The sequence below is a fragment of the Streptomyces sp. NPDC048442 genome, from assembly GCF_040651475.1.
In the GTDB taxonomy this organism is placed as follows: domain Bacteria; phylum Actinomycetota; class Actinomycetes; order Streptomycetales; family Streptomycetaceae; genus Streptomyces.
Window position 1 is genome coordinate 339,708 of the sequence record NZ_JBEZKB010000006.1, and the last position, 20,711, is coordinate 360,418.

The following is a 20,711-nucleotide window of genomic DNA, read 5'->3' on the forward strand; positions in this document are numbered from 1 at the left end:
TCACTTGCGACTACATCCCAGTATTCTGTGGAATTCCGACAGCCCGATACGTGCCTTTTAGGCCAGGGGTGGCGCAGCTGGCGCAGCTGTTGTAGAACTTCCCGGCGTTGCTCCGACTACAGGAAGCCTGCCCATGCCCGCGCCCAGCACCGAGCCCCAGCCACCCGACAGTTCCTCAGATTTCACCGCACCCGCCGACCTCGGCACGCCCGCGCCTTCTCGTCGTCCGCGCCGCCTCCTCGCAGCCGGCACAGCCCTCCTGGTGGCCGGTGCGGCGGCGTACGGCATATACGCCCTGACCAGCGAGAACACCCCTACCAAGGCCCCGGTCCCCACCGCCGCAGTCACCTACGCCGTCACCGGCACCGGCACCGCCGACATCACCTACCTCGCCACCAGCGAACAGGGCACCGCCACCACCGAGAAGGCAATCTCCCTCCCCTGGAAGAAGACGGTGCAGGTACCACTCGGCAAGGACCCGTCTGTCAAGGTCCAACTCCCGCAGCAGGGCGGCGAAGCCACCTGCACCCTCGCCATCCGCGACCAGCACAAACAACGGGCCACCGCCTCAGGGGCATACGGACGGACCACCTGCACCACCTCCCTGGATACCGCAAGGCCATAGAGTGAATTTGGAGAGTTGCTGACAAGGAGACCCATTCGAGTGCGGGAACAAGACATTCTCGACCTCAAGTGCGCCTCGTTTACTTGAAACGGTGGCGTTTGGCACACCATTGCGAAGGTGCGCGCTCGCATGCGTGTTGAGCTGACGGAGAGTAAGTAAATGGCTTGTCTGGCGGGCTACCCGCGAGGCTTCTCCTGCTCACCTAGGCTCAGGGGTGGGTGCGGGGCTGGAGCCCCGTCGTGGCTCAAGCTCGTATCCCGTCGTCGTTGGCCACCCTCGCGGTGCCCCATCGCCGACTTTCTGCACTACCACCGCAACCCGCATACCGGTGACCTCGGCGCGATCTGCGCAAGCCTGTCCGCGAACGGCCAGTACCGGCCGATCGTTGTCAACCGGGGCACCCTGACCGTCCGGGCGAACGAGGTCCTGACGGGCAACCACACGCTGAAGGCGGCCCGGCATCTGGGCTAGGAGCAGATAGCCGTCACCCGGCTCGACGTCGACGACGATGCGGCGGCCAAGATCGTCATCGTCGACAACCGCACCATTGACCTCGCCGGATACGACACCGCTCACCTCGCGGAAGTCCTCTCCGCCGCCTGGCAGGCCCAGCAGATCACCCGTGCCAGCACCGCGGAGCTGGGAAAGAACTGGTCGCAGACGCGCAGCTCCGTACTGAGCTGGAGCTGGCAGGCCCTGGGGGTTAAGCCCGGCTCGCTCCACAAGTACACCCAGGTCATGGTCGTGAAGCTCGGCGTCAGCCTGCGCCCAGCGATGGTCCACGTGGCGTACTGCACCGGCCAGCTTGTGCCTGCACGTCGCCTTGGTGTGCAGCTCAACGAGCGGCAGAAGGTGGTGCCGGCGTGCCTGGCGTGGGGCGGTCAGCGGCCGGACGCGGCTGGTTTCGTCCTCCGCTGGAGCGACAAGGGCGAGGTGAGGGCACACAAGGGTGCCGTTTTCGGCCTCGGACTCGCCTGACTCTGACGGCGCGGATGCGGATGCGAATGCGGATGCGAATGCTGGTGTGAATGCCGGGTAAGGAGACGACCCTGGGGGGACAAGCGGGGGGACAGAGGGCGAAGACGATCAAGGAAAGGCGGGGTAGGAACCGGACAGACGCCGTCACTCACTCAGAGATGGTGACGCACCGCCGATCCGTCCCGCCCCTTGAGCACCTCCAGCCGGGTGCCGATCCGTTGCCGCAGGTCGGAGACATGGCTGACGATGCCGACGTTGCGGTTCCGTTCGCGCAGTGCGTCCAGTACGTCGATGACCTCGTCGAGGGTCGCCTCGTCGAGACTGCCGAAGCCCTCGTCGATGAAGAGGGTGTCGAGGCGCACCCCGCCCGCTTCGTCGGTGACCACGTCGGCGAGGCCCAGTGCCAGCGCCAGCGACGCGAAGAAGGTCTCGCCGCCGGACAGGGTGGAGGTGTCTCGCTCGCGGCCGGTCCAGGAGTCGACGACGTGCAGGCCGAGCCCGGCCCGGCGGCTGCCGCTCCCGGTGGTCCGCTCGTCGGAGTGGACGAGGGTGTAGCGGCCGTCGGACATCCGGTGGAGCCTGGCGGTCGCGGCGGCGGCGACCTGTTCGAGCCGGGCGGCGAGGACGTACGACTCCAGGCGCATCTTGCGTTCGTTGTCGGCGGAGGTGCCCGCCGTGAGCCCGGCGAGGCGGGCCACCCGTTCGTACTCCGTGCGCAGCGGGCCGAGTCGGCGTGCTTCGGCCTCGGCCTGCCGGGCGAGGCGGGCCAGCGCCGCGCACCGCTCGTGGGCCGCGTCGTACGACGAGGTCGCGTCCCGCTGCGCGCGCTCGGCGGCGTCCAGTACGGCACGGGCCGTCTGCGGGTCGGCGGCCGGCCGCTGTGCGGCTTCGGCGGCGTCGCTCTCGCGCAGCCGCTCGGCGACCGCCGCCCGTTCAGCCTGCCAGGTGTCGATACGGTGCTGAAGCTCGCGCCGTCGTACGTCGTCGAGCAGCGCCGCGTCCGCTTCCTGCGGGGTCGCGAACCCGGCCTTGAACGCGGCGTCCACGAGAGCGCCGTCGGCTTCCTTGAGTCGTTCCGCCGTCGTCTCGTGGGCCCGTACGGCCTCCGCCGCTCCGGCGAGCAGCTCGGCCCGGTGCCGCAGCAGCCCGAACTGTTCCTGCACGCTGCCCGCTCCGCCGCGCGCTCGGGTCAACTCCTCTTCCAGTGAAGCGAGTTCACGGTCGAGGGCTTCGCGGTGCGAAGTGCGGGCGGCGCCGCGGCGCTCGGCCTGTTCGCGGGTTTCGACGCGGCGGGTGTGCTCCCGCTCGGCCCGGTCGAGGGACTCCCGGGCGGCGTGCATGTCACCCGCCCCGGTGTGCGCCGCCGCGTACTCGCTCTGCAACTCGTGGGCCTGCGCGGCAAGTTCGGCGACGGTCGCGCCGCCCGCCTCGGCCTGCGCGGCGGCAAGGGTCTCGCGCAGCCGGGCCAGGGCGCTCTCGGCCTGTGCCCTGGCCCCGTCCGCCGTGGCGTACGCCGTCTCGGCCTGCTGCTCGGCGGCACGGTCGACGTGTCCGGCTCCGGCCCGTGCGGGGGCTGGGTGTTCGGTGGCGCCGCAGACCTTGCAGGCCTCGCCGTCGTGCAGTCCTGCGGCCAGCTCCGCGGCGATTCCGCTCAGTCGGCGCTCGCGCAGGTCGAGCCACCTCTCGCGGGCGCTGCTCGCCCTGTCGCGGGCGGTCTGCTCCTCCTCCTTCGCCGCCGCGGCCCGCCGGTCGAGTTCGTCGCGGCGGCGTGCGGCGTCGAGCCGGGTGCGGGCCGGCTCCAGCTGCGCCTCCAGCTGTCCGGCGCGGGTGACGGCCTCCTGGGCGGCCTCGATGCGCTCCTGGTGCCGGCGCCGTACGGTGTCCCATTCGGCGAGCCACTCGTCGGCTTCCTGGCGGAGTTCGTCGTCGGCGCGGGCCTCGCGGTCGAGGGCGGCCCGTTCGGCGGTGATGTCGGCGCTGCGGCGCTCGGCCCGGCGGGCGGCGTCGAGACCGCCCAGTTCCTGGCGTATCCGCCCTTCCCGCTCGGCGAGTTGGTCGGCGCCCGCGTCCGCGAGGGAGGCCGGAAGCCGGGAGCGGGCCTCCTCGTAGGTGCGGGTCGCCGCCCGGTGTTCGCGGTCGGCGGCGCCGCGCAGGGCCAGGGCGGGTGCCACCCGGTCGGCGGCCCTGGCCAGGTCCTGCCGGGCGCAGAGCCGCTCGTACTCCTCGCGGCGGGCGTCGAGGGCGTCGGCGCGCCTTTGGGTGTCGGCGAACCGCTCCTGGAGCCGGAGCAGTTCGCGCTGCTCCTCCAGGGCGTGGCGGGCGGCGGCCTGTCTACTCTCGGTGGCGGCGACGGTGAGGGCGGCGATGTCACGCCGTTCGCGGGCGCCGCTGCGGGCCACGGCGGCCCAGGCCAGGACGGCTGCGGCAAGCCCCGGGTCGCCGGGGCGCTCCTCGGGGCGCGGGTGGTCGGCGGCGGCCGGGCCCGCTGCCTCGGCCATCCGCTCGGCGAGCGCGAGGAGCCGGTCGTCGCCCGCCTTGACCTGCTGCTCGGCGGTGCGCCGCAGTTCGGCGAGGCGCTCTTCGACGGCGGCGAAGCGGCGGGTGTCGAAGAGCTTGCCCAGGAGCTTGCCGCGGGCTTCGGCGTCGGCGCGCAGGAAGCGGGCGAAGTCGCCCTGCGGGAGCAGCACGACCTGACAGAACTGCTCGCGGTTCATCCCGACGAGCTGGCTGATCTCCTCGCCGATCTCCTGGTGGGAGCGGCTCAGCGACTGCCACTTCCCCGACTGCGCGTCGTACTCGCTCAGCCAGCTCTGTGCCTTGTCCGTGACGAATCCGGTGCGGCGGCCCTTCTTGGGACGCTGCTGCGCGGGCCGTCTGGTGACCGCCAACCGGCGTCCGCCGACGGTCAGCTCGAGGATGACCTCGGTGGGCAGGTCCGGTGCGGCGTGGTCGCTGCGCAGGGTGAGTCCGCGCCCCTCGCGGGCGCCGGGCACCGATCCGTACAGGGCGAAGCAGACGGCGTCCAGGACAGAGGTCTTGCCCGCGCCGGTCGGCCCGTGCAGCAGGAACAGTCCGGCCGAGGACAGTGCGTCGAAGTCGACCTTCTGGGTGGCGCCGAAAGGGCCGAAGGCGGTGATGCGCAGGGAGTGCAGTCTCATCGGGCCACCTCGCGCACCGTCTCGTCGATGCGGACGTCGTCGAACGCACCCTGGAGCACCGCCCGTTCCCGCCCGTCGGGCCCACTGCCGCCTCTGACGTGCGCCACGAAGTCCTCCGCGATCTGCTGGTCGCCGCGTCCCTTGAGGCGCTGGGCGTACGAGACGTGCTCGCTCTCGGGGCCCCGGTCGGGGGCGAAGACCAGGCTGACGGTGTGCGGGAAGCGCGCGCAGAGCCGGGCCATCGGATCGTCGGGCCGCACCGGGTCGGTGAGCGTCGCCTCGACCCAGGAGCCCTCGTGCCGGTCGAGGGAGGGGTCGTCGAGGAGGTCCTCCAGCTGTCCGCGGATGCGGGCGAGCGGCCGGGGCACCGGGCAGTCGAGCCGCTCGGCGGCGGCGATCTCCCCGCCGGGGCCGAGGTCGACCAGCCACATCGTCTTGCGGTGGTCGGCCTCGGAGAAGGAGTAGGCGAGGGGCGAGCCGGAGTAGCGGACCCGCTCGGTGACCCGCTGCGCGCCGTGCAGATGGCCGAGGGCGACGTAGTCGACGCCGTCGAAGACCCCGGCAGGGACGGCCGCCACTCCCCCGACGGTGATGTCGCGCTCGCTGTCGGAGGGTTCGCCGCCCGCGACGAAGGCGTGGGCGAGGACGACGGAGCGGGTGCCTTCGGGCCGGGTGGCGAGGTCGGCGCGGACCTGGTCCATGGCGGCGGACAGCACGTGCTCGTGCCGTGCCTTGGCCGCGCCGAGCTGGTCCCGTACGAGCGCGGGCTCCAGGTAGGGCAGCCCGTAGAAGGCCACCTCGCCGTGCGCGTCGGAGAGCAGGACGGGGGTGGCGCAGCCCGCCGGGTCGGTCCGCAGGTGGATGCCCGCCCGCTCGATGAGGCCCGCCCCGACGCCCAGCCGGCGGGCCGAGTCGTGATTGCCGGAGATCATCACCGTCGGCACGTGCTCGGCGGCGAGCCGGTGCAGGGCCTGGTCGAAGAGCTCCACGGCGGCGAGCGGCGGCACCGCGCGGTCGTACACGTCCCCGGCGACCAGCACCACGTCCACCTGGTGCGCGCGGACCGTCGCGACCAGGTGGTCGAGGTACGCGGCCTGGGCGTCGAGCAGCCCCACCCGGTGGAAGGACCGACCGAGGTGCCAGTCGGACGTATGCAGAAGCCTCATGGTTCACGAGAGTAAAGGGAGGGTCTGACAATCAAGGCCGCAACGGTGGAATCCGCCCTCCCAGCGGCCTCGTACGCCCCTGGTCCGGAGCGTCCGGGGCGGCTGTCAGACGTCGCCGTACGCCTCGCCGCCCAGCTCGAACCCGGCGGTCCCCGCCGTCGCATCCGCGAGCCAGCCGCGGAAGGACTCCACGTCGGCGTCCGGCAGGCCGATCTCGATGGTGACCGCTTCCGCGTACCGCACCTCGCGCACGGAGCGCCCCGTCGCCCGCAGGTCGTTCTCCAGCTTCCCCGCCCGCTGGTGGTCCACGGTGACGGTGGCGAGCTTGAAGCGCTGCCGAGTGATCGTGCCCAGCTCGTCCAGGGCTTCGCCGACCACGCCCCCGTACGCCCTGATCAGGCCGCCCGCGCCGAGCTTCACTCCGCCGTAGTAGCGGGTGACGACGGCGACGGCGTAGCGCACCTCGCGGCGCATCAGCATCTGCAGCATCGGGGCTCCGGCGGTGCCGCCTGGTTCGCCGTCGTCGCTCGCCTTCTGGATCCCGGCGTCGGCCCCCACGACGTACGCGTAGCAGTTGTGCGAGGCGGTGGGGTGCTCCTTGCGGACGCGCGCGACGAAGTCCTGCGCCTCCTGCTCGGTCGCGGCGGGTGCGAGGGCGCAGAGGAATCGGGATCGGTTGATCTCCGCCTCGTGCACGCCCGCGTGGGCGACGGTCCGGTACTGCTCCTGCATTCCGCCCACCCTATGCGGACCGTACGGGACCTGCCGAAACGGTCCTCCAGCGTGGACCGTGGGGCTCTACGGCCTGCCGGTCACCCGCGGGTCCACGGGGGACGGGCCGACCGTGCCCGTGCCCGTGCCCGTCGGGGTGGGGGTGGGCGGCGGCGGTTCGCTGATGCCCGGAGTGCCCGCGGGCACTACCGGGGCCGGGGTCTGCGGGCCGCCGGGCAGGAGCACCAGCAGGCACACGGCCACCACGGCGGCCGCCAGACCGAGCACCCCGAGGGCGGCCCCGCGCAGCCGGCGCACGCCCCGGCCGTGCCCCTGCGGGGGTGCGTCGCGGCGCAGGTCGCGGTGAGTGAGGAGATCGGCGCGGGCGGCCAGCGCGGCGCGCAGCCGGTCCTCGGTGGCCCTCCGGCGGGCTGCCGCCGCCGTCCCGTGATCACCGGCCCCCGTCCGGCGGTCCTCGGCGTTTCCGGGCGTCATCGGCGTGGCTCCAGCTTCTTCTCCAGGGCGTCCAGCGCGCGGCTCGCGGTGGACTTCACCGTGCCGCGCGACATGCCCAGCGTCTGCGCGATCTGCGCCTCGGTCAGCTCCGACCAGTAACGCAGCACCAGCACCTCGCGCTGCCTGTGCGTCAACCGGGCGAGCGCGTCGAGGACTTGGCGGTGTTCCTCGGCAAGCAGCAGTTCCTCGTCGACGGGCGGCCCGTGCCCCTGGTGGGGCGGGGTGTAGGCGCGTGCGGTGCGCCTTCTGCGCAGGACGGAGCGGGCCGCGTTGACGACGGCGGTGTGCAGGTACGCCCCGGGGTTCTGGAGCCCGTCCAGCGAGGTGCCGTACTTGCGGCAGACGGCGGCGAACGCGTCCTGGACGACGTCCTCGGCGGTGTGCAGGTCGTCGACCAGGAAGAGCGCGAGGCGCACCATGTCGAGCCGCCGGGCCCGGTACAGCTCGGTCAGGGAGGGCGGCGGTTCGTCGTCGTACGGCGCGACGGGTGCCTGCGGACGGCGCCCGCGTACGGAGACGTCCGCGGTACGGGACGTACGGGCGAGCAGCCGGGACCACCAGGGCGGCGCTGCGGTGATGACGTACTGCATGGGCCTCGATCCGTTGCGGGAGGGGCGGGCCGGTCCGTGCGCGGGCCGGCCCGCCCCCGTGGTGCTGCCGCCGCTGCTACTTCTGAACTCCGCTGCCCGGCTTGATCACCTTGGGCGCGTTCCCTGCCGGAGCGGGGGCGGGGACGGCCTCGCCCGCACTCGCCGGCTTGCCCGCGTCCGCCGACTTGCCGGCCTCGACGGCCTTCGGGGCGCTGTCGGCCTTCGGAGCCGCGGGGGCGGGGGCGGGTGCGGGGGCGGCTACAGGTGCGCTGCTCGTGGTGACCTTCGGCGCGGCAGGTGCCGGCGTCACGCCGGAGTCGGCGAAGGCCTGCGTGGCGAAGGCACCGCCGATGAGCAGCGCGGCACCGGCGACGGCGCCCAGGACCCGGGCGCGGGTACGGTGGTTGCGCTTGGTGTGCAAGGACATGGGACTCTCCCGAGGAAGCGACAAATACACGGTCTGGAACATCTGGAACATCAGGTGAAGGGCGCCTTCAACCCACCAGACGTGCGGCGGCCCCGGAGGTTGCGACCTCGTCCGGGAAACTTTCGCGCCTGCTCCGCCCGGGAATGGCCCGGCCCTCACGGTGGTTCGGACCACCAGACGGCCACCAGACCGGCCACGACACGACCACGACACGACCACAGGCGGCCCCGCACCGCACCAGGAGGCACGGAAGACATGTACGGCGACCGGGAAACGATCCGCAAAATCCTCAAGGAGTCCGGCGACACCTGGGCCGTCGTCGGCCTCTCCTCGAACCAGGACCGTGCCGCTTACGGAGTCGCCCGCGTGCTGCAGCAGTTCGGCAAGCGCGTCGTCCCCGTACACCCGAAGGCGGAGACGGTGCACGGGGAGCAGGGCTACCCCTCGCTCGACGCCGTTCCGTTCCCCGTCGACGTGGTCGACGTCTTCGTGAACAGCGACCTCGCGGGTCCGGTCGCCGACGAAGCGGTGGCCGCAGGGGCGAAGGCGGTCTGGTTCCAGCTGGGAGTGGTGGACGAGGCGGCGTACGAGCGGACCCGGGCGGCGGGCCTGGACATGGTCATGGACCGGTGCCCGGCCATCGAGATCCCCCGGCTTGGCTGACGCCGTACCGCGCCTGCGCGCCGTGCGGCCCGGCCCCTCACCGTACGGAGGAATTCACCGTACGGACGGACAGCTCCGCCCGTACGCCGCGCAGCGGGCCTCGAAACCGGGCGGCAGCCAGCCGTGCGAGAGGAGTCGCGGGTGGGCGGGGAAGGCGGCGTGCGCCGCGAGTACGAAGATCAGCGACGCCCAGAGGCTGTGCAGGCGCACCGTGGTGTAGCCCTTGCCGTTGATGTCGTGGAAGGCGCACTCGAAGGTGTCGGGGGCCGCCAGGTCCATGGTGGCCAGCCCGTTCCAGCCGAGGTCGAGCCAGGTCTGCGGGTGCGAGAAGATCGCGCGCCGGTCGGTGACGGTGACCTCGCCGTGCCCCTCCATCACCCAGCGGGGCTGGGCGGCGGCCTGCGCCTGGTTTCTGCGGGAGGCGTTCCCCATGGCGTTGACGGCCAGGGCGCCGACGACGAAGCCGGTCGATCCCATGGCCATGGTGCTGGTCTGGGTGTACGAGCCGTCGCCGAGCGCCCGCCAGGTGGAGCGGGCGGCGGGGCCCGCGGCCAGCGAGAGTTCGCCCTGGGCGAGGCGGGAGGTGGTCGGCAGCGGCGGCCGGTGTGCAAGGCGGCCCTGGGTCAGGTCGTGGACGACGCCGCAGGTGTAGAGCAGATGGTCGTCCATCGGCCCCCAGGGCGGGGCGCCTTGGCCGCCCGGCTGCATCTCCTGGCCCGTCTGCATCCGCACCGGGAAGGTGTTCTCGTCCACGGGTCCCCCGTCCAGCCGTCCTTCATCAACGACAGCCATCGTAGAGATCCGGGCGGCCCGGGTCACCTCGCGGGTGGGATCGGGTCACCTCGCGGGTGGGTCCGGGTCACCTCGCGGGTGGGTCCGGGTCACCTCGCGGGTGGGATCGACACTGCCATCGTCATCTCCACCGCTGTCGTGCCGTCGTTGCGGTACGCGTGCGGGACGTCGGCCTCGAAGGTGGCTGAGGTGCCGGCCGGGACCGGGTGCGGGGCGCCGCCCACCACCAGGGTGAGTTCGCCCGCGGTGACGCGCAGGAGTTCGGTGGTGCCGGCGGGGTGCGGGTCGGAGGTGCTGGCGTCGCCGGGCATCAGCAGCCAGGACCAGAGTTCGAGCGGGCCGCGGCTCTCGGTGCCGACGAGGAGAGTGGCGTGGCTGCCCGCCTCGGTGGACCACATCCGGACGGCGCGCTCGGGCGTCACCAGGCGGACGGGGACGCCCTGTTCGTGGTCGAGGAGTGTGGTGATGCTGATGCCGAGGGCGTCGGCGAGCTTCACGGTGATGCCCACGCTGGGGTTGGTGCGGGCCTGCTCGATCTGGATGATCATGCCGCGGCTGACGCCCGCCCTGGTGGCCAGCGCGTCGAGCGTGAAGCCCCGTTCACCGCGCCAGCGCTTGAGGTTGCGGGCGAGCGACTGCGTGAGCTGGTCGAGGTCCGACACGTTCCGTCCGTCTCAGAAGTCTCAGAAGGTGGCCAGACCGTCCACTATTTTGGACGATCGGTCCACTTTACTGGAACGCATCACCTGCCACAGAGCAACCAGGCGGCGCCGCCTACGAGGCCTCCTGGTCCAACTCGGCCAGTGCGACGAGCTGTTCCGGTGTGATGTCCGCCGGAATCGGCACCGGTGCAGGGGTGCGCATCGGCGGCTGCCACCCGTCCTCCTTGTCCCAGCGGCGTACGATCCGCGCGGGCGCGCCCGCCACCACCGCGTGGTCGGGGACCTCACCGCGTACCACGGATCCCGCGGCGACGACGACGTTCCGGCCCAGCTTCGCGCCCGGCAGGATCACGGCGTTGGTGCCGATCCAGCAGCCGGGGCCGATCTCCACCGGTGCCACCCGCGGCCACTGCTTGCCGACGGGCTGCTCCGGGTCGTCGTAACTGTGGTTCGTGGACGTCACGTAGACGTGCGGACCGAAGTAGCAGTCGTCACCGATGGTGACGGTGGTGTCGGCGATGACGTGGCTGCCCCGGCCGAGGACGACGCCGTTCCCGAGGGTGAGTATCGGGTCGGGGCCGAGTTCGAGGTCCGGCATCATCCCGGCGGTGAGGGTGACGTACTGGCCGATGATGCAGTAGTCGCCGAGGTGGATCCAGGGTTCGCCGAAGACGGTGCCCTGCGGGAAGGCGAGCTTGCTGCCGTGTCCGAGGGAGCCGAAGCGCAGCCGCCCGGGGCGCTGCGCGCTGACCGCGCCGGCCTGCTGGATCAGCCGCCAGCCGTGGTGCACGGCCCGGGTCGTGGCACGGCGCCGCCAGCCCGCGGCGGCGGAGAGGGCCTCCGACGCGGAGGCCGAGACGGCGGAGAAGGAGAACGTGTTTCTGTTCTTCGGCACCCGCACACGGTAGTGGGCGGGAGCCCGGCCATTCAGGGTCACTGCCTGTGATTTTCACCCCACCCCCCTCACTCCACCCCCTCGCCCCACCCCCTCGCCCCAGCCCCTCACCTCGGCCCTTCGCCCCACTCCCCCGCCCCGCCCCTCGTCCGCCGTGGCGGTACGCAAAGAGGGCCGTACGGCGCACTGGGACGATGCGCCGGACGGCCCTCACTTGCTTACGGTTCTACCTGTGGTGCTCGGATCAGAGCAGATCCAGGTCGACATCCAGGTCGAGAAGACCGTGGTGGTGGTGCCACGGCCCGTCGTCGCAGTACACGTGCCCGTGGTGCCTCCAGCAACGGTCGGCCGCCGCTGTCGACTTGGCCGTCTGATCGACCGTACTCGCCGAGGCGCTGCCTGCGAGAGGTGCAATGGCGATGACAGCCAGGGCCGAAGCCGCCACCGCTCGTCCGACTATGGTGCGCATGTTGGTCTCCCAAGTAGGAGGAATAGGACGCACTTAGTCATACCGTGAGACATCCGCCCTACCACGGGGCTGACCGGGTTACGTCCCTTCGGACCCGCAGCGCGGCCGGTCGCAGCAGTTCGGCTCGCGCGGCCGGCAGAAGTATGCATGCGGCCCCGGCAGACGGTGCGTCAGGCTCAGGACTGGGCCTGTGCCACCGCGGCACCGTGCTGTCTGGCCAGGTCGCGGTACATGAGGGCGTTGACCTTGATGCCTTCGCGCTCCTCCTCCGTCAGCTCGCGGCGCACCTTCGCCGGCACCCCGGCGACGAGCGAGCCGGGCGGCACCCGCATGCCCTGCGGGACCAGCGCCTGGGCGGCGACCAGGGAACCCGCGCCGATGACCGCACCGTTGAGGACGGTGGCCCCCATGCCGACGAGGACGTCGTCCTCGACGGTGCAGCCGTGCAGTACGGCGTTGTGGCCGACCGAGACGCGCTCCCCGACGGTGACGGGGAATCCGGGGTCGACGTGGACGGTGCAGTTGTCCTGGATGTTGGAGTCCGCGCCGAGGACGATCGGGCCGCAGTCCGCGCGCAGCACCGCGTGGTACCAGACGCTCGCGCCCTCGGCCATGGTGACCTCGCCGACGACGACGGAGGTCGGGGCGGCGAAGGCTTCCGGGGAGAGCTGCGGCTGCTTGCCGCCGATGCCCATCACCAGCGATTGGCCGGGCCGGGCTGCTGCTTCTGTCATGGCGTACTCCTTCGTACGTACTCGTGGCGTGCCGCCGTACGTACCCGTGCACGTGCCGCGCCGCTGTTCTGCCGGGCACCGTAGACGACCGGCCGGAGGCGGCGCGTGGTGGGGTGGCCTGCAGCCGCCCCACCGGCCGGGGGGCACGCCGCCTGCTACCTGCCGGAGCGGGCCGGCGGCAGCATGATCGCCTGTACCGGGATGCCCAGGCCCCTCGCGATGAACGAGGTCATCGGCCCCGCCGCGCGCGCCGAACCTGCTCAGTGCGTACGCCGCGGGGGCCGCGACGGCGACAGCGCCATCCGGAGGAGGACCAGGACGACGAAGGCGACCACCACCCACACGCAGATGTGGACGAAGTTCTTGGCACGCGGCAGCCGCAGTCTCCTGCGCGGTGCGCAACCGGGGCCCGGAACGGGGCGGGGCCGCGCGGTGCGGGGCAGTACGGGGTGGCCGCCGTGCACGACATCGCCGAAAACCGCGCCCGGCCCCTCGCGGACCTCACGGGCGCCACGGTCACCGGCGGTTATACGCAGATGCTCGACGACGGCCTGGTCGACGCGCTCGTGGTGTGCACCCCGCACGCCCTGCACGTGGAGCCCGCACCCGGCGGCGGCGCGGGCCGGGATTCCGGTGCTCCTGGAGAAGCCGACGGCGACCAGCCCAGCGACTGTGCCGCTATGTCAGAAGCCTTCCAGTAAGCGGGAGTTACCCTCCTCCTCGGGCGCCACTGGTCGCGGTCGGGGACCGCAGAGCCACCGCCTACCGGTCTGGACACCGCCCTGCCTGATCCTTCGATCCCCAACACGCGGGCGGCGGCGCCGTGATGAACATCGGTGCGCACTGCGTGGACGGGGTCACCTGGATCACCGGCGTCCGCGCGCCGCGTGTCGACGCCCGCATCGTCCACCGAGGCGCCCCCGTGGAGACCGAGGGCCTGTCGCACCGGGAGCTGGTGGGCCGCATCCGTGCCACCGCGACTTCACCGCCGGGGCAAGGGGCGAACGCCCGTCGGCGGTCACCGCCCGCACCGGCCGCGACGTGGTCGCCACGGTCCTCGTCGCCTATGCCCCCGCCGCGCGCGGGAAGTCCCAGCCGGTCGCATGACGACGCCCCCGACACCGTCGTACGGTGCGGGGGCGCGGGCGCGCAAGGAAGCAGCGGGAAGTCAGTCCGCGGCCGTCGGAACGGGCTCCCGAGCGGTCGCCGACTCGCTTTCCTTCTCGGCGTCCTTCGCCGCCTCCACCTTCGCCGCGGCCTTCTTCGCCCGGTTCTTCAGCACCAGCATCGACGCGAGCCCGAAGAGCACCGCGGCCAGCAGCCCCAGCCAGGAGAAGCGCTTCAGCCACGCCTCGGCGACCACGCCCACCGAGTAGATGACAGCCGTCGTGCCGCCCGCCCAGAGGATGCCGCCCAGCACGTTGGCGATGAGGAACTTCCAGTACGGCATCCGCAGGACGCCCGCGAGCGGTCCGGCGAAGATCCGCAGCAGGGCGACGAAGCGGCCGAAGAAGACCGCCCACATGCCCCACTTCTGGAACGAGCGCTCCGCCATGGCGATCTGCGCCTCGCCGAAGTGCTTAGGGAACTTGCCGCCCATCCAGGCGAGCAGCGGCCGGCCCCCCTTGCGCCCGATCGCGTACCCGATCGAGTCGCCGATGATCGCGCCCGCCGCGGCGCACGCGCCCAGGATGTACGGGTTGATCTCGCCGTGCTGGGAAGCGAGCAGGGCCGAACTGACGAGGACGATCTCACCGGGCAGCGGGATGCCGAGGCTCTCCACCCCGATGACCACACCCACCAGGATGTAGATGCTGACCGCCGGCACGGTCTCTAGCCACTGCTGGACGTCCAAAGCCGGTTCCTCCGTCGTACGTAGACCTCATGCGCACGGGCAAGCCGCCCGGCCCGCGCCCGAACGGCGCACGCCGGGCAGCCTACCCCGCTGCCCCCACCTGACGGCGGGCTGCCGGCGGCGCACCCGTGGCCGGATCCGGCCTTCCGTCGAGGCTGTCGCCCCTACGAAAGGGCGGTGTGCCACCTCCGCCGAGATGGCACACCGCCCTGCCGAAAAGCCCTGCCGGGACTACTTGTTGGGGCGCAGCGTCCAGACAACCGACATTTCGCCGGTGACCGCGCCGTCCTCGCGGGTGATCGCGATCTCGACGGGGAACTCCGGGCGCCCGCCGGCGTCGAGTTCCGCGACGACGTCGGCGATCGGGCGGCCGAGGGTCGCGGTCGCGGTGACCACGCCCATGGCGAGCTTCTTGTAGCCGATCTCGGCCTTGACGGCCAGCGGCACGGCGCGCGTCAGCTGGTCGCCGAAGGCGGCGATCACGATCGCGCCGCTCGCCGACTCGGCGAGGGTGAACATCGCTCCGGCGTGCGGGCCGCCGACGTGGTTGTGGTAGTCGCTCCGGTCCGGCAGGCGGACGACGGCCCGCTCCGGGGTGGTCTCCAGGAACTCCAGGCCAAGCGTGCGGGCCATGGGAACCGTGGCGGCGAGCATCTCGCCGACGGACATCTGATCTGCGCTCATGCTCAGTTATGTTACCCGTGGGTAGTCACGATTGGCCATCCCCTCCCGCGAACCCTTCACCGTCCCTCCAGGGGCGGCGGTGGCCCTGCCGTCGCCACCCCTCTATGGTTACGCGTCATGTGGCCAGGACAGCAGCCGCCCGGGGGCGAGCAGAATCCGCAGGACAAGAACCCGTACCAGCAGCCGGGGTACCCAACGACGACGCCGCCCGGCCAGCCGCCGGCCGGCGGACCGCCCATGACCCCACCACCGGGACAGCCGCCGGTACCGCCGCCCGGCGGATACCAGCAGCCCGCTCCCGCGCCGGGTTACGGCTACCCGGCGCCCGGCTCCGTACCGACTCCGGCGCCCGGGGCGAACCCGTACCAGAGCCAGTACGGAACCCCCGTGCCGCCCGGTCCGCCCGTGCCGCCGGGTCCCGGCGGTCCCCACGGGCCGCAGGAGGACCGCAAGAAGACGATCCTCACCGCGGTCGTCGCGGGCGTGGTGGTCGTCGCCGCCCTCGCGGTCACCGGCGTCTTCGTCCTCAAGAACGACAAGGACGGCGAAACGCCGCCTAAGGCCGACACCAAGACTTCCCAGAAGCCCGTCGCCACGAAGCAGCCGTCCGCGCCGCCCGCCTCCGATCCGGCGGCACCCGCGCCGGGCGGCAGTGCGGGCAACCCGCGTGCCGGCATCGACGCCAAGCCGACCGTCCCGGGCTGGAAGGTCGTGGTCAACGCCAAGCACGGCTCGATGTTCGACGTGCCGGCGGAGTGGACGGTCGCCTCGTCCGACACCCTCATCGGCTTCGAGGACAACGGCAAGACGATCGCCATCATGTCCGCACCCGCGACCCTCAAGGCCAAGTGGTGCACGGAGGACGCCGACAAGGACGGGGACCAGGACAGCACCTCCCTCTCCCAGACGGGTACCACGGGCGGCATCAAGGGGTCCAAGACCACCGCCGACGTGGCGGAGGGCCAGGTGGGCAACTGGGCCTACGGCGGCTACGGCCTGAAGGACAAGGACAAGGTCAAGGTGGGGAAGGCCACGCCCTACACCACCAAGTCCGGCCTCACCGGCAGCCTCGCGAAGGCGACCGTGGTCGGCGTGAAGAAGACCTCCCGCTGCGTGACCGACGGCAAGGCGTACGCCTTCGGCTTCAAGAACTCCACGGGCGACTTCAAGACCTGGATCCTGCACAGCGCCAAGGGCGTCAAGGACGAGGTGCCCGAGGCACTGGTCACCCAGATCCTCAACAGCGTCCGTCTGATCGGCTGAACAGCCCGCGAGCGGGGCACGCCCGTTCGACTTGGCAACACGGGGCGGCGGGGGCGATAGTCCCTCAGTGACTCTCCCCGCCGCTCCGCCGCCGCCGTCAGCGGCCGCGCGCCGCCGCCCGTCCTGGGCCGGCCGCAACTATTCGCTGCTCACGGCCTCCGCCGTGGTCACCAGCCTCGGCTCGAACGGCGCGCTCATCGCGGCGTCCTTCGCGGTCCTGGCGACCGGCGGCACCGCGGGTGACGTGGGACTGGTCGCGGCGGCCAGGACCGTACCGCTGATCCTCTTCCTCCTCATAGGCGGCGCGGTGGCCGACCGGCTGCCGCGGCACCGGGTGATGGTCGGCGCCAACGCCCTCAACTGCCTCTCGCAGGGCGCCTTCGCGGTCCTCGTACTCACCGGCAGCCCGCAGCTCTGGCAGATGATGCTGCTGGCCGGGCTCGGCGGCGTCGGGCAGGCGTTCTTCGGCCCGGCGGCCGAGGGCATGCTGCTGTCGACCGTCAGCGGTGAGCAGGCCGGGCGGGCGTTCGCCGTGTTCCGGATGTCGATGAACGGTGCCTCGATCGGCGGCGCGGCCCTCGGCGGGGCGATGGTCGCCGCCGTCGGACCTGGCTGGGTACTGGCCGTCGACGCGGCGGCGTTCGCGGCGGCGGGCGCACTGCGGTCGTTCCTCGACGTGAGCCACATCCCGATGCGGGTCAAGAGCAGCGGGCTGCTCTCCGATCTGCGGGCGGGCTGGCAGGAGTTCTCCTCACGGCCCTGGCTGTGGGGAATCGTGCTGCAGTTCTCCGTCATCAACGCGGTGATCGCCGCCGCCGAGGCGGTGTACGGGCCGCTGGTCGCCGAGGAACACCTGGGCGGCGCGGCCCCCTGGGGTCTGGCGCTGGCCGGGTTCGGCGCAGGCACGGTGTGCGGGGCCGTGCTGATGATGCGCTGGAAGCCGAAGCGGCTGCTCTTCTCCGGAATACTCTGCGTCTTCCCCCTCTCCCTGCCGTCGGTGGGTCTGGCGATTCCGCTGCCCGCGTGGGCGCTGATCGCGGTGATGTTCGCCACCGGCATCTTCATCGAGGTGTTCGGCGTCTCCTGGATGACGGCGCTGCACCAGGAGATCCCGGAGGACAAGTTCTCCCGGGTCTCGGCCTACGACTGGCTGGGCTCGCTCGCCATGGTCCCGGTCGCCACGTCCCTCGCGGGCCCGGCCGAGACGGCCTTCGGCCGCTCCCAGTCCCTGTGGGGCTCCGCCGCGCTGATCGTCCTGCTGACGGCCGCGGTACTGAGCATTCCGGACGTACGGAACCTTCGCCGTCGCACACCGGCCCCGGTGCCGGGTACGGAACCGGCCGCTGACCGGCCGTGTCGGGCCTCAGCCGACGCTGAAGGCCCCGGCGGGCGGCTCGGGTGACGCGACCGCGTCCGCGTCGGGCACCGCTGCGGCGCCCCTGACGAACCGGACCAGCGCCGCCCCGTGCTCGACCCGCGCGGGGAAGGCGTCCGATGCGGTACGTCGCGCCAGCGCGGCGGTGTCGATCGGCTGCTGCGAGGCGACGAGCACCGCGTTCCCGAACCGCCGGCCGCGCAGCACCCCGGGCTCCGCGATCAGTGCGAGTTCCGCGAACTCCGCCCGGAACGTGGCCAGTTGGGACCGCAGGAAGTCGAAGGGCGCCCCGTCGGCGAGATTCGCCGCGTAGATCCCCGCGCTGCGCAGCACCCGGGCGGCCTCGCGCACGTACCCGGCCGAGGTGAAGGCGGCCGGCACCCGGGACCCGCCGAAGACGTCCGCGATCAGCACGTCGGCGCAGTCGGCGGGCGCCGCCTCAAGCCAGGCCCGCCCGTCCTGCCCGTGCACCGTGATCCCCGCTCCGCCGTCCGGCAGCGGCAGGTGCTCGGCGACGAGGGAGAGGAGCCCCCGGTCGGCCTCGACGACGTCCTGCCGCGAGCCGGGGCGGGTGGCGGCGACGTACCGGGGCAGCGAGAGCCCGCCGCCGCCGAGGTGGACGACGTCCAGCGGCAGTCCGGGCTCCGCGGCGCCGTCGACGACATGGGCGAGCCTGCGCGCGTACTCGAATTCGAGGTAGGTGGGCTCGTCCAGGTCGACGTACGACTGGGGTGCACCGTCGACCGTGAGCAGCCAGGCGTGCGCGCGGTCGACGTCCGGCATCAGCTTGGCGGTGCCGCCGTCCACGTCCCGGACGACCGGTACGGATTCTTTCATCCGCTCATTCTCCCCCGGTACGGATCCGCTCGGCGCCCGAGGGCCCGGCCGGGCCCAGGGAGGTGCTTCAGTCGACCGGGTGGCCCGGGGAGATGTCGGAGGCGTCGCTCAGGTGAAAGGTGCCTGCGGCCGGCCGGGTATGGGCGCCGTGCTCGACCGGGTCGAGGAGGAAGCCGACATGGTCGCCCGCGTCGGTGCGCTGTTCGATCCGGCCGACGAACCAGGCGGGGGCGGCGTCCAGGACCGGGATGCCGGCATGTTTCGCAGTCCACGCGACGGACGCGAACTTGTCGACGTGGTCGCCCGTTTCGCCTCCGAAGAGTTCCGCGAGCCGGTGTTGGCCGGGCCCGAGCAGGTGCACGGCGAGATGGTCGGCCGCTTGCGCGGTGCGGAAGGTCCGGTTGGCCTTGGACAGCCAGACGGTGAACCGTACGGGTCTGATCGAGCACTGGGAGGCGAAGCCCACCAGGCAGCCGGACCACTCTCCTTTCGCTGCCGTGGTCACCACGTAGAGGGGGTAGTCCAGTGGGTCGATGAACGCGTCCATGTCGATCGCAGTCTCCTCGCATCTGGAGGCATGCGTCGCGCACGCCTCGTCCCGTTCACCCTTCGATGCCGGTGGAGGTGTGGGGCGCTCCGACCGGTTTGGATTCGGGTGAGCCGCGTTGGCGCAGATGGACCGAGAAGATGGCCATCGATGCCACGGCGAGGAGTTCGGACTGCCAGTTCTGCAGGCTGCGGCTCCAGAAGTCGGCGCCCAGGACGTAATCGCCCCATCCGATCGGAGACTGGAGCTGTCTGAGGCGCTCCGCGTTGTAGGCGGCGGCTCCGGCCACCGACTGCGCGATCCAGGACAGCAGGAACAGGGCTGCCATGAGCAGGCCGAGGGAGCGTGAGTACACGCCCTGGCGCCAGTCGCGGGTGCCGGCCCAGCGGGGAGAGTCCGCGTGGGCGTAGCGTCCCACGCGCTGTTGCCTGTCGGATTCGGTGCCTGCTTCGTCCATCTCCTTCGACTCCGGGGAGCCGCGCTGGAGCAGCCACACCGTGCCGAGGATGAACAGGAAGAACTGCAGGTACTCGGACTGCCAGTTCTCGGTGACGTCGACGGCGAAGTCGGAGGAGGTCAGGTAGTCGCCGAGCCCGGCGGGGGCAAGGCCGTCCGTCCTGAGCCCGCTGTTGAATTCGGCGTGACCGGCCAGCGCCTGGCCGGCGAGGGTGACCACGAAAGCCGCGCCGAAGGCCAGTGACAGGCCGTTGTCCCGCAGGAAGTTCCGCCGTGCCGAGGTCATCGCTGCATCGCTCCCACCAGGGTGAAGTACACGAGGCCGGCCAGTACCGCGCCCAGGCAGAGCACGAACACGATCCGCATGGGGTCAGCTCCCCTTCACCGTGCACCGGTACGGCTGGTCCCCTTGTGGCCGGCAGCCGGCGGCCACGACTTTCCAGCCTTCGGGGAACTGGGAGAGGAACACGGTGTCCTTCTCCAGGACGGCGCGAGCCTGCCGGCCGTGGATGTCGACGTGGCGGTCGGCGCCACCGTACGGAAGGTCCTCGTCGAGTACGGATGCGGCGCACGCGGAACGTGCCTCGTGCTCCAGTTCTTCTCGCGTCCCCGGAGCCAGGGCCCCGCACATCGCGGCCGCGTCGCCTGCCCGTACGGCCCGCTCGAAGCGCGCCACCGCCGCATGGGCAGCATCGCGCCGCTCCTCGACCGCGCCGCAGCCGCTCATGACGCCGACCAGGACCAACAGCCCGGCGCTCCTGCAGACTCTGCTCACGATGACTCCACGGCCGCAAGGACGATGCGCGTTCATCTTGGGCAGCCGGCGCCGCCACCGCAGCCGACACGCCGTATCGGCTGCGCACCGGAGCCATCTGCCCCATGAGGACGGCCTGCGCGGCGGTGTGCGGCACGGCGCGGAGCGGGTACCCGGGCACTGACTCCGCCGCCGGGATGCTCAATAGGCTGCTCGGCTGATGAAAGTCGAACGTGAAGCGCATAATGGGAAATATGCGGACCTAGGAGGACGAAATGATCGTGATCGGACTCGTTTTGCTCGTCATCGGTCTCGTGACCGGTATCTCCATCCTCTGGACGATCGGCGTCGTACTCCTCGTCGTCGGTGCCGCCCTGTGGATTCTCGGTGCCGCCGGCCACGCGGTGGGCGGTCGGCCCCACTACTGGTAACACCGCCGCACAGCGTGGTGCCGACGGACCCGGGAACCACTGCACGGCCGGTGCCTGGTCCGCGCGTGCGCCCGGACCTGTTTCCCGAGGTCATGGCGGCTGCGATCGAGAAAAGGCCGATAC

At 71.8% G+C, this 20,711-nt stretch carries 25 protein-coding genes; 7 read left to right on the forward strand and 18 right to left on the reverse strand.

Features of this window, described 5'->3' with window-relative positions:
• Positions 1-133: 133 nt before the first annotated feature.
• Positions 134-625 carry a hypothetical protein gene (locus AB0D18_RS12680; protein WP_362415880.1) on the forward strand — a complete coding sequence of 164 codons (492 nt, stop codon included), beginning with the start codon at positions 134-136 and terminating at the stop codon, positions 623-625.
• 738 nt (positions 626-1,363) lie between these two features.
• The gene (locus AB0D18_RS12685) at positions 1,364-1,603 is read left to right on the forward strand and encodes a hypothetical protein (protein ID WP_362415881.1); all 240 of its coding nucleotides are present in this window, start codon (positions 1,364-1,366) and stop codon (positions 1,601-1,603) included.
• A gap of 152 nt (positions 1,604-1,755) precedes the next feature.
• On the opposite strand, the gene AB0D18_RS12690 is transcribed toward AB0D18_RS12685, so the two are convergent.
• The 6 genes from AB0D18_RS12690 to AB0D18_RS12715 form a co-directional block, all read right to left on the reverse strand.
• On the reverse strand, positions 1,756-4,761 hold the full coding sequence (locus AB0D18_RS12690; protein WP_362415882.1) for an SMC family ATPase: 3,006 nt from the start codon (positions 4,759-4,761) through the stop codon (positions 1,756-1,758).
• Positions 4,758-5,927, reverse strand: coding sequence for an exonuclease SbcCD subunit D (locus AB0D18_RS12695; protein WP_362415884.1), 1,170 nt, complete (start codon positions 5,925-5,927; stop codon positions 4,758-4,760). Before AB0D18_RS12695 ends, AB0D18_RS12690 begins: the two co-directional genes overlap by 4 nt.
• 105 nt (positions 5,928-6,032) lie before the next feature.
• Positions 6,033-6,659: a YigZ family protein gene (locus AB0D18_RS12700; protein ID WP_362415886.1), complete on the reverse strand. Its 627-nt coding sequence runs from the start codon at positions 6,657-6,659 to the stop codon at positions 6,033-6,035.
• 66 nt (positions 6,660-6,725) lie between these two features.
• A complete protein-coding gene (locus AB0D18_RS12705) occupies positions 6,726-7,133 on the reverse strand; it encodes a hypothetical protein (RefSeq protein WP_362415888.1) in 408 nt (135 codons plus the stop codon).
• Positions 7,130-7,744: a sigma-70 family RNA polymerase sigma factor gene (locus tag AB0D18_RS12710; RefSeq protein WP_362415890.1), complete on the reverse strand. Its 615-nt coding sequence runs from the start codon at positions 7,742-7,744 to the stop codon at positions 7,130-7,132. Before AB0D18_RS12710 ends, AB0D18_RS12705 begins: the two co-directional genes overlap by 4 nt.
• 76 nt (positions 7,745-7,820) lie before the next feature.
• A complete protein-coding gene (locus AB0D18_RS12715; protein ID WP_362415892.1) occupies positions 7,821-8,171 on the reverse strand; it encodes a hypothetical protein in 351 nt (116 codons plus the stop codon).
• 255 nt (positions 8,172-8,426) lie between these two features.
• On the opposite strand from AB0D18_RS12715, the gene AB0D18_RS12720 reads away from it, so the two are divergent.
• Positions 8,427-8,834 (forward strand): CoA-binding protein, encoded by a 408-nt coding sequence (locus AB0D18_RS12720; protein WP_362415894.1) that lies wholly within the window; start codon positions 8,427-8,429, stop codon positions 8,832-8,834.
• Positions 8,835-8,888: 54 nt separating this feature from the next.
• On the opposite strand, the gene AB0D18_RS12725 is transcribed toward AB0D18_RS12720, so the two are convergent.
• The 6 genes from AB0D18_RS12725 to AB0D18_RS12750 form a co-directional block, all read right to left on the reverse strand.
• Positions 8,889-9,626 (reverse strand): hypothetical protein, encoded by a 738-nt coding sequence (locus AB0D18_RS12725; protein ID WP_362415896.1) that lies wholly within the window; start codon positions 9,624-9,626, stop codon positions 8,889-8,891.
• Between the two features lie 89 nt (positions 9,627-9,715).
• Positions 9,716-10,288, reverse strand: coding sequence for an XRE family transcriptional regulator (locus tag AB0D18_RS12730; RefSeq protein WP_362415898.1), 573 nt, complete (start codon positions 10,286-10,288; stop codon positions 9,716-9,718).
• A gap of 112 nt (positions 10,289-10,400) precedes the next feature.
• Positions 10,401-11,183, reverse strand: coding sequence for an acyltransferase (locus AB0D18_RS12735; protein ID WP_362415900.1), 783 nt, complete (start codon positions 11,181-11,183; stop codon positions 10,401-10,403).
• Positions 11,184-11,427: 244 nt separating this feature from the next.
• Positions 11,428-11,652 carry a hypothetical protein gene (locus AB0D18_RS12740; RefSeq protein WP_362415902.1) on the reverse strand — a complete coding sequence of 75 codons (225 nt, stop codon included), beginning with the start codon at positions 11,650-11,652 and terminating at the stop codon, positions 11,428-11,430.
• Between the two features lie 176 nt (positions 11,653-11,828).
• The gene (locus AB0D18_RS12745; protein WP_362415904.1) at positions 11,829-12,386 is read right to left on the reverse strand and encodes a gamma carbonic anhydrase family protein; all 558 of its coding nucleotides are present in this window, start codon (positions 12,384-12,386) and stop codon (positions 11,829-11,831) included.
• A gap of 260 nt (positions 12,387-12,646) precedes the next feature.
• Positions 12,647-12,850, reverse strand: coding sequence for a hypothetical protein (locus AB0D18_RS12750; RefSeq protein WP_362415906.1), 204 nt, complete (start codon positions 12,848-12,850; stop codon positions 12,647-12,649).
• Between AB0D18_RS12750 and AB0D18_RS12755 the strand changes: the two genes are divergently transcribed.
• Positions 12,845-13,087: a hypothetical protein gene (locus tag AB0D18_RS12755; protein ID WP_362415908.1), complete on the forward strand. Its 243-nt coding sequence runs from the start codon at positions 12,845-12,847 to the stop codon at positions 13,085-13,087. The two genes, AB0D18_RS12750 and AB0D18_RS12755, sit on opposite strands and share 6 nt — an antisense overlap.
• Before the next feature lie 467 nt (positions 13,088-13,554).
• On the opposite strand, the gene AB0D18_RS12760 is transcribed toward AB0D18_RS12755, so the two are convergent.
• Positions 13,555-14,241, reverse strand: coding sequence for a DedA family protein (locus tag AB0D18_RS12760; protein ID WP_362415910.1), 687 nt, complete (start codon positions 14,239-14,241; stop codon positions 13,555-13,557).
• A 231-nt stretch (positions 14,242-14,472) separates the two neighbouring features.
• Positions 14,473-14,910 (reverse strand): DUF4442 domain-containing protein, encoded by a 438-nt coding sequence (locus tag AB0D18_RS12765; protein ID WP_362415970.1) that lies wholly within the window; start codon positions 14,908-14,910, stop codon positions 14,473-14,475.
• 132 nt (positions 14,911-15,042) lie between these two features.
• Between AB0D18_RS12765 and AB0D18_RS12770 the strand changes: the two genes are divergently transcribed.
• Both AB0D18_RS12770 and AB0D18_RS12775 read left to right on the forward strand, forming a co-directional pair.
• Positions 15,043-16,188 carry a hypothetical protein gene (locus tag AB0D18_RS12770; protein ID WP_362415912.1) on the forward strand — a complete coding sequence of 382 codons (1,146 nt, stop codon included), beginning with the start codon at positions 15,043-15,045 and terminating at the stop codon, positions 16,186-16,188.
• A gap of 67 nt (positions 16,189-16,255) precedes the next feature.
• Positions 16,256-17,590, forward strand: a complete 1,335-nt coding sequence (locus AB0D18_RS12775; RefSeq protein ID WP_362415914.1) for an MFS transporter — start codon at positions 16,256-16,258, stop codon at positions 17,588-17,590.
• Here the strand turns inward: AB0D18_RS12775 and AB0D18_RS12780 are convergent.
• The 4 genes from AB0D18_RS12780 to AB0D18_RS12795 all read right to left on the reverse strand — a co-directional run bounded on the left by AB0D18_RS12780 (position 17,552) and on the right by AB0D18_RS12795 (position 20,178).
• Positions 17,552-18,400, reverse strand: a complete 849-nt coding sequence (locus AB0D18_RS12780) for a fused MFS/spermidine synthase (RefSeq protein ID WP_362415916.1) — start codon at positions 18,398-18,400, stop codon at positions 17,552-17,554. The genes AB0D18_RS12775 and AB0D18_RS12780 overlap by 39 nt on opposite strands.
• Positions 18,401-18,467: 67 nt before the next feature.
• On the reverse strand, positions 18,468-18,947 hold the full coding sequence (locus AB0D18_RS12785) for a flavin reductase family protein (protein ID WP_362415918.1): 480 nt from the start codon (positions 18,945-18,947) through the stop codon (positions 18,468-18,470).
• A gap of 55 nt (positions 18,948-19,002) precedes the next feature.
• Positions 19,003-19,689: a DUF6766 family protein gene (locus AB0D18_RS12790; RefSeq protein ID WP_362415920.1), complete on the reverse strand. Its 687-nt coding sequence runs from the start codon at positions 19,687-19,689 to the stop codon at positions 19,003-19,005.
• Between the two features lie 84 nt (positions 19,690-19,773).
• Entirely contained in the window at positions 19,774-20,178 is a 405-nt protein-coding gene (locus AB0D18_RS12795) for a hypothetical protein (protein ID WP_362415922.1), read from the reverse strand.
• A gap of 254 nt (positions 20,179-20,432) precedes the next feature.
• On the opposite strand from AB0D18_RS12795, the gene AB0D18_RS12800 reads away from it, so the two are divergent.
• Positions 20,433-20,588 carry a DUF6131 family protein gene (locus tag AB0D18_RS12800; RefSeq protein WP_362415924.1) on the forward strand — a complete coding sequence of 52 codons (156 nt, stop codon included), beginning with the start codon at positions 20,433-20,435 and terminating at the stop codon, positions 20,586-20,588.
• Positions 20,589-20,711 lie beyond the last annotated feature (123 nt).

What these genes read in the sequence shown, in the direction of transcription:
- AB0D18_RS12680 (WP_362415880.1), top strand. Translation starts at nt 134, where the DNA reads ATGCCCGCGCCCAGCACCGAGCCCCAGCCACCCGACAGTTCCTCAGAT.
- AB0D18_RS12685 (WP_362415881.1), top strand. Translation starts at nt 1,364, where the DNA reads ATGGTCGTGAAGCTCGGCGTCAGCCTGCGCCCAGCGATGGTCCACGTG.
- AB0D18_RS12690 (WP_362415882.1), bottom strand. Translation starts at nt 4,761, where the DNA reads ATGAGACTGCACTCCCTGCGCATCACCGCCTTCGGCCCTTTCGGCGCC.
- AB0D18_RS12695 (WP_362415884.1), bottom strand. Translation starts at nt 5,927, where the DNA reads ATGAGGCTTCTGCATACGTCCGACTGGCACCTCGGTCGGTCCTTCCAC.
- AB0D18_RS12700 (WP_362415886.1), bottom strand. Translation starts at nt 6,659, where the DNA reads ATGCAGGAGCAGTACCGGACCGTCGCCCACGCGGGCGTGCACGAGGCG.
- AB0D18_RS12705 (WP_362415888.1), bottom strand. Translation starts at nt 7,133, where the DNA reads ATGACGCCCGGAAACGCCGAGGACCGCCGGACGGGGGCCGGTGATCAC.
- AB0D18_RS12710 (WP_362415890.1), bottom strand. Translation starts at nt 7,744, where the DNA reads ATGCAGTACGTCATCACCGCAGCGCCGCCCTGGTGGTCCCGGCTGCTC.
- AB0D18_RS12715 (WP_362415892.1), bottom strand. Translation starts at nt 8,171, where the DNA reads ATGTCCTTGCACACCAAGCGCAACCACCGTACCCGCGCCCGGGTCCTG.
- AB0D18_RS12720 (WP_362415894.1), top strand. Translation starts at nt 8,427, where the DNA reads ATGTACGGCGACCGGGAAACGATCCGCAAAATCCTCAAGGAGTCCGGC.
- AB0D18_RS12725 (WP_362415896.1), bottom strand. Translation starts at nt 9,626, where the DNA reads ATGGCTGTCGTTGATGAAGGACGGCTGGACGGGGGACCCGTGGACGAG.
- AB0D18_RS12740 (WP_362415902.1), bottom strand. Translation starts at nt 11,652, where the DNA reads ATGCGCACCATAGTCGGACGAGCGGTGGCGGCTTCGGCCCTGGCTGTC.
- AB0D18_RS12745 (WP_362415904.1), bottom strand. Translation starts at nt 12,386, where the DNA reads ATGACAGAAGCAGCAGCCCGGCCCGGCCAATCGCTGGTGATGGGCATC.
- AB0D18_RS12765 (WP_362415970.1), bottom strand. Translation starts at nt 14,910, where the DNA reads ATGTCCGTCGGCGAGATGCTCGCCGCCACGGTTCCCATGGCCCGCACG.
- AB0D18_RS12770 (WP_362415912.1), top strand. Translation starts at nt 15,043, where the DNA reads ATGTGGCCAGGACAGCAGCCGCCCGGGGGCGAGCAGAATCCGCAGGAC.
- AB0D18_RS12780 (WP_362415916.1), bottom strand. Translation starts at nt 18,400, where the DNA reads ATGAAAGAATCCGTACCGGTCGTCCGGGACGTGGACGGCGGCACCGCC.
- AB0D18_RS12785 (WP_362415918.1), bottom strand. Translation starts at nt 18,947, where the DNA reads ATGGACGCGTTCATCGACCCACTGGACTACCCCCTCTACGTGGTGACC.
- AB0D18_RS12790 (WP_362415920.1), bottom strand. Translation starts at nt 19,689, where the DNA reads ATGACCTCGGCACGGCGGAACTTCCTGCGGGACAACGGCCTGTCACTG.
- AB0D18_RS12800 (WP_362415924.1), top strand. Translation starts at nt 20,433, where the DNA reads ATGATCGTGATCGGACTCGTTTTGCTCGTCATCGGTCTCGTGACCGGT.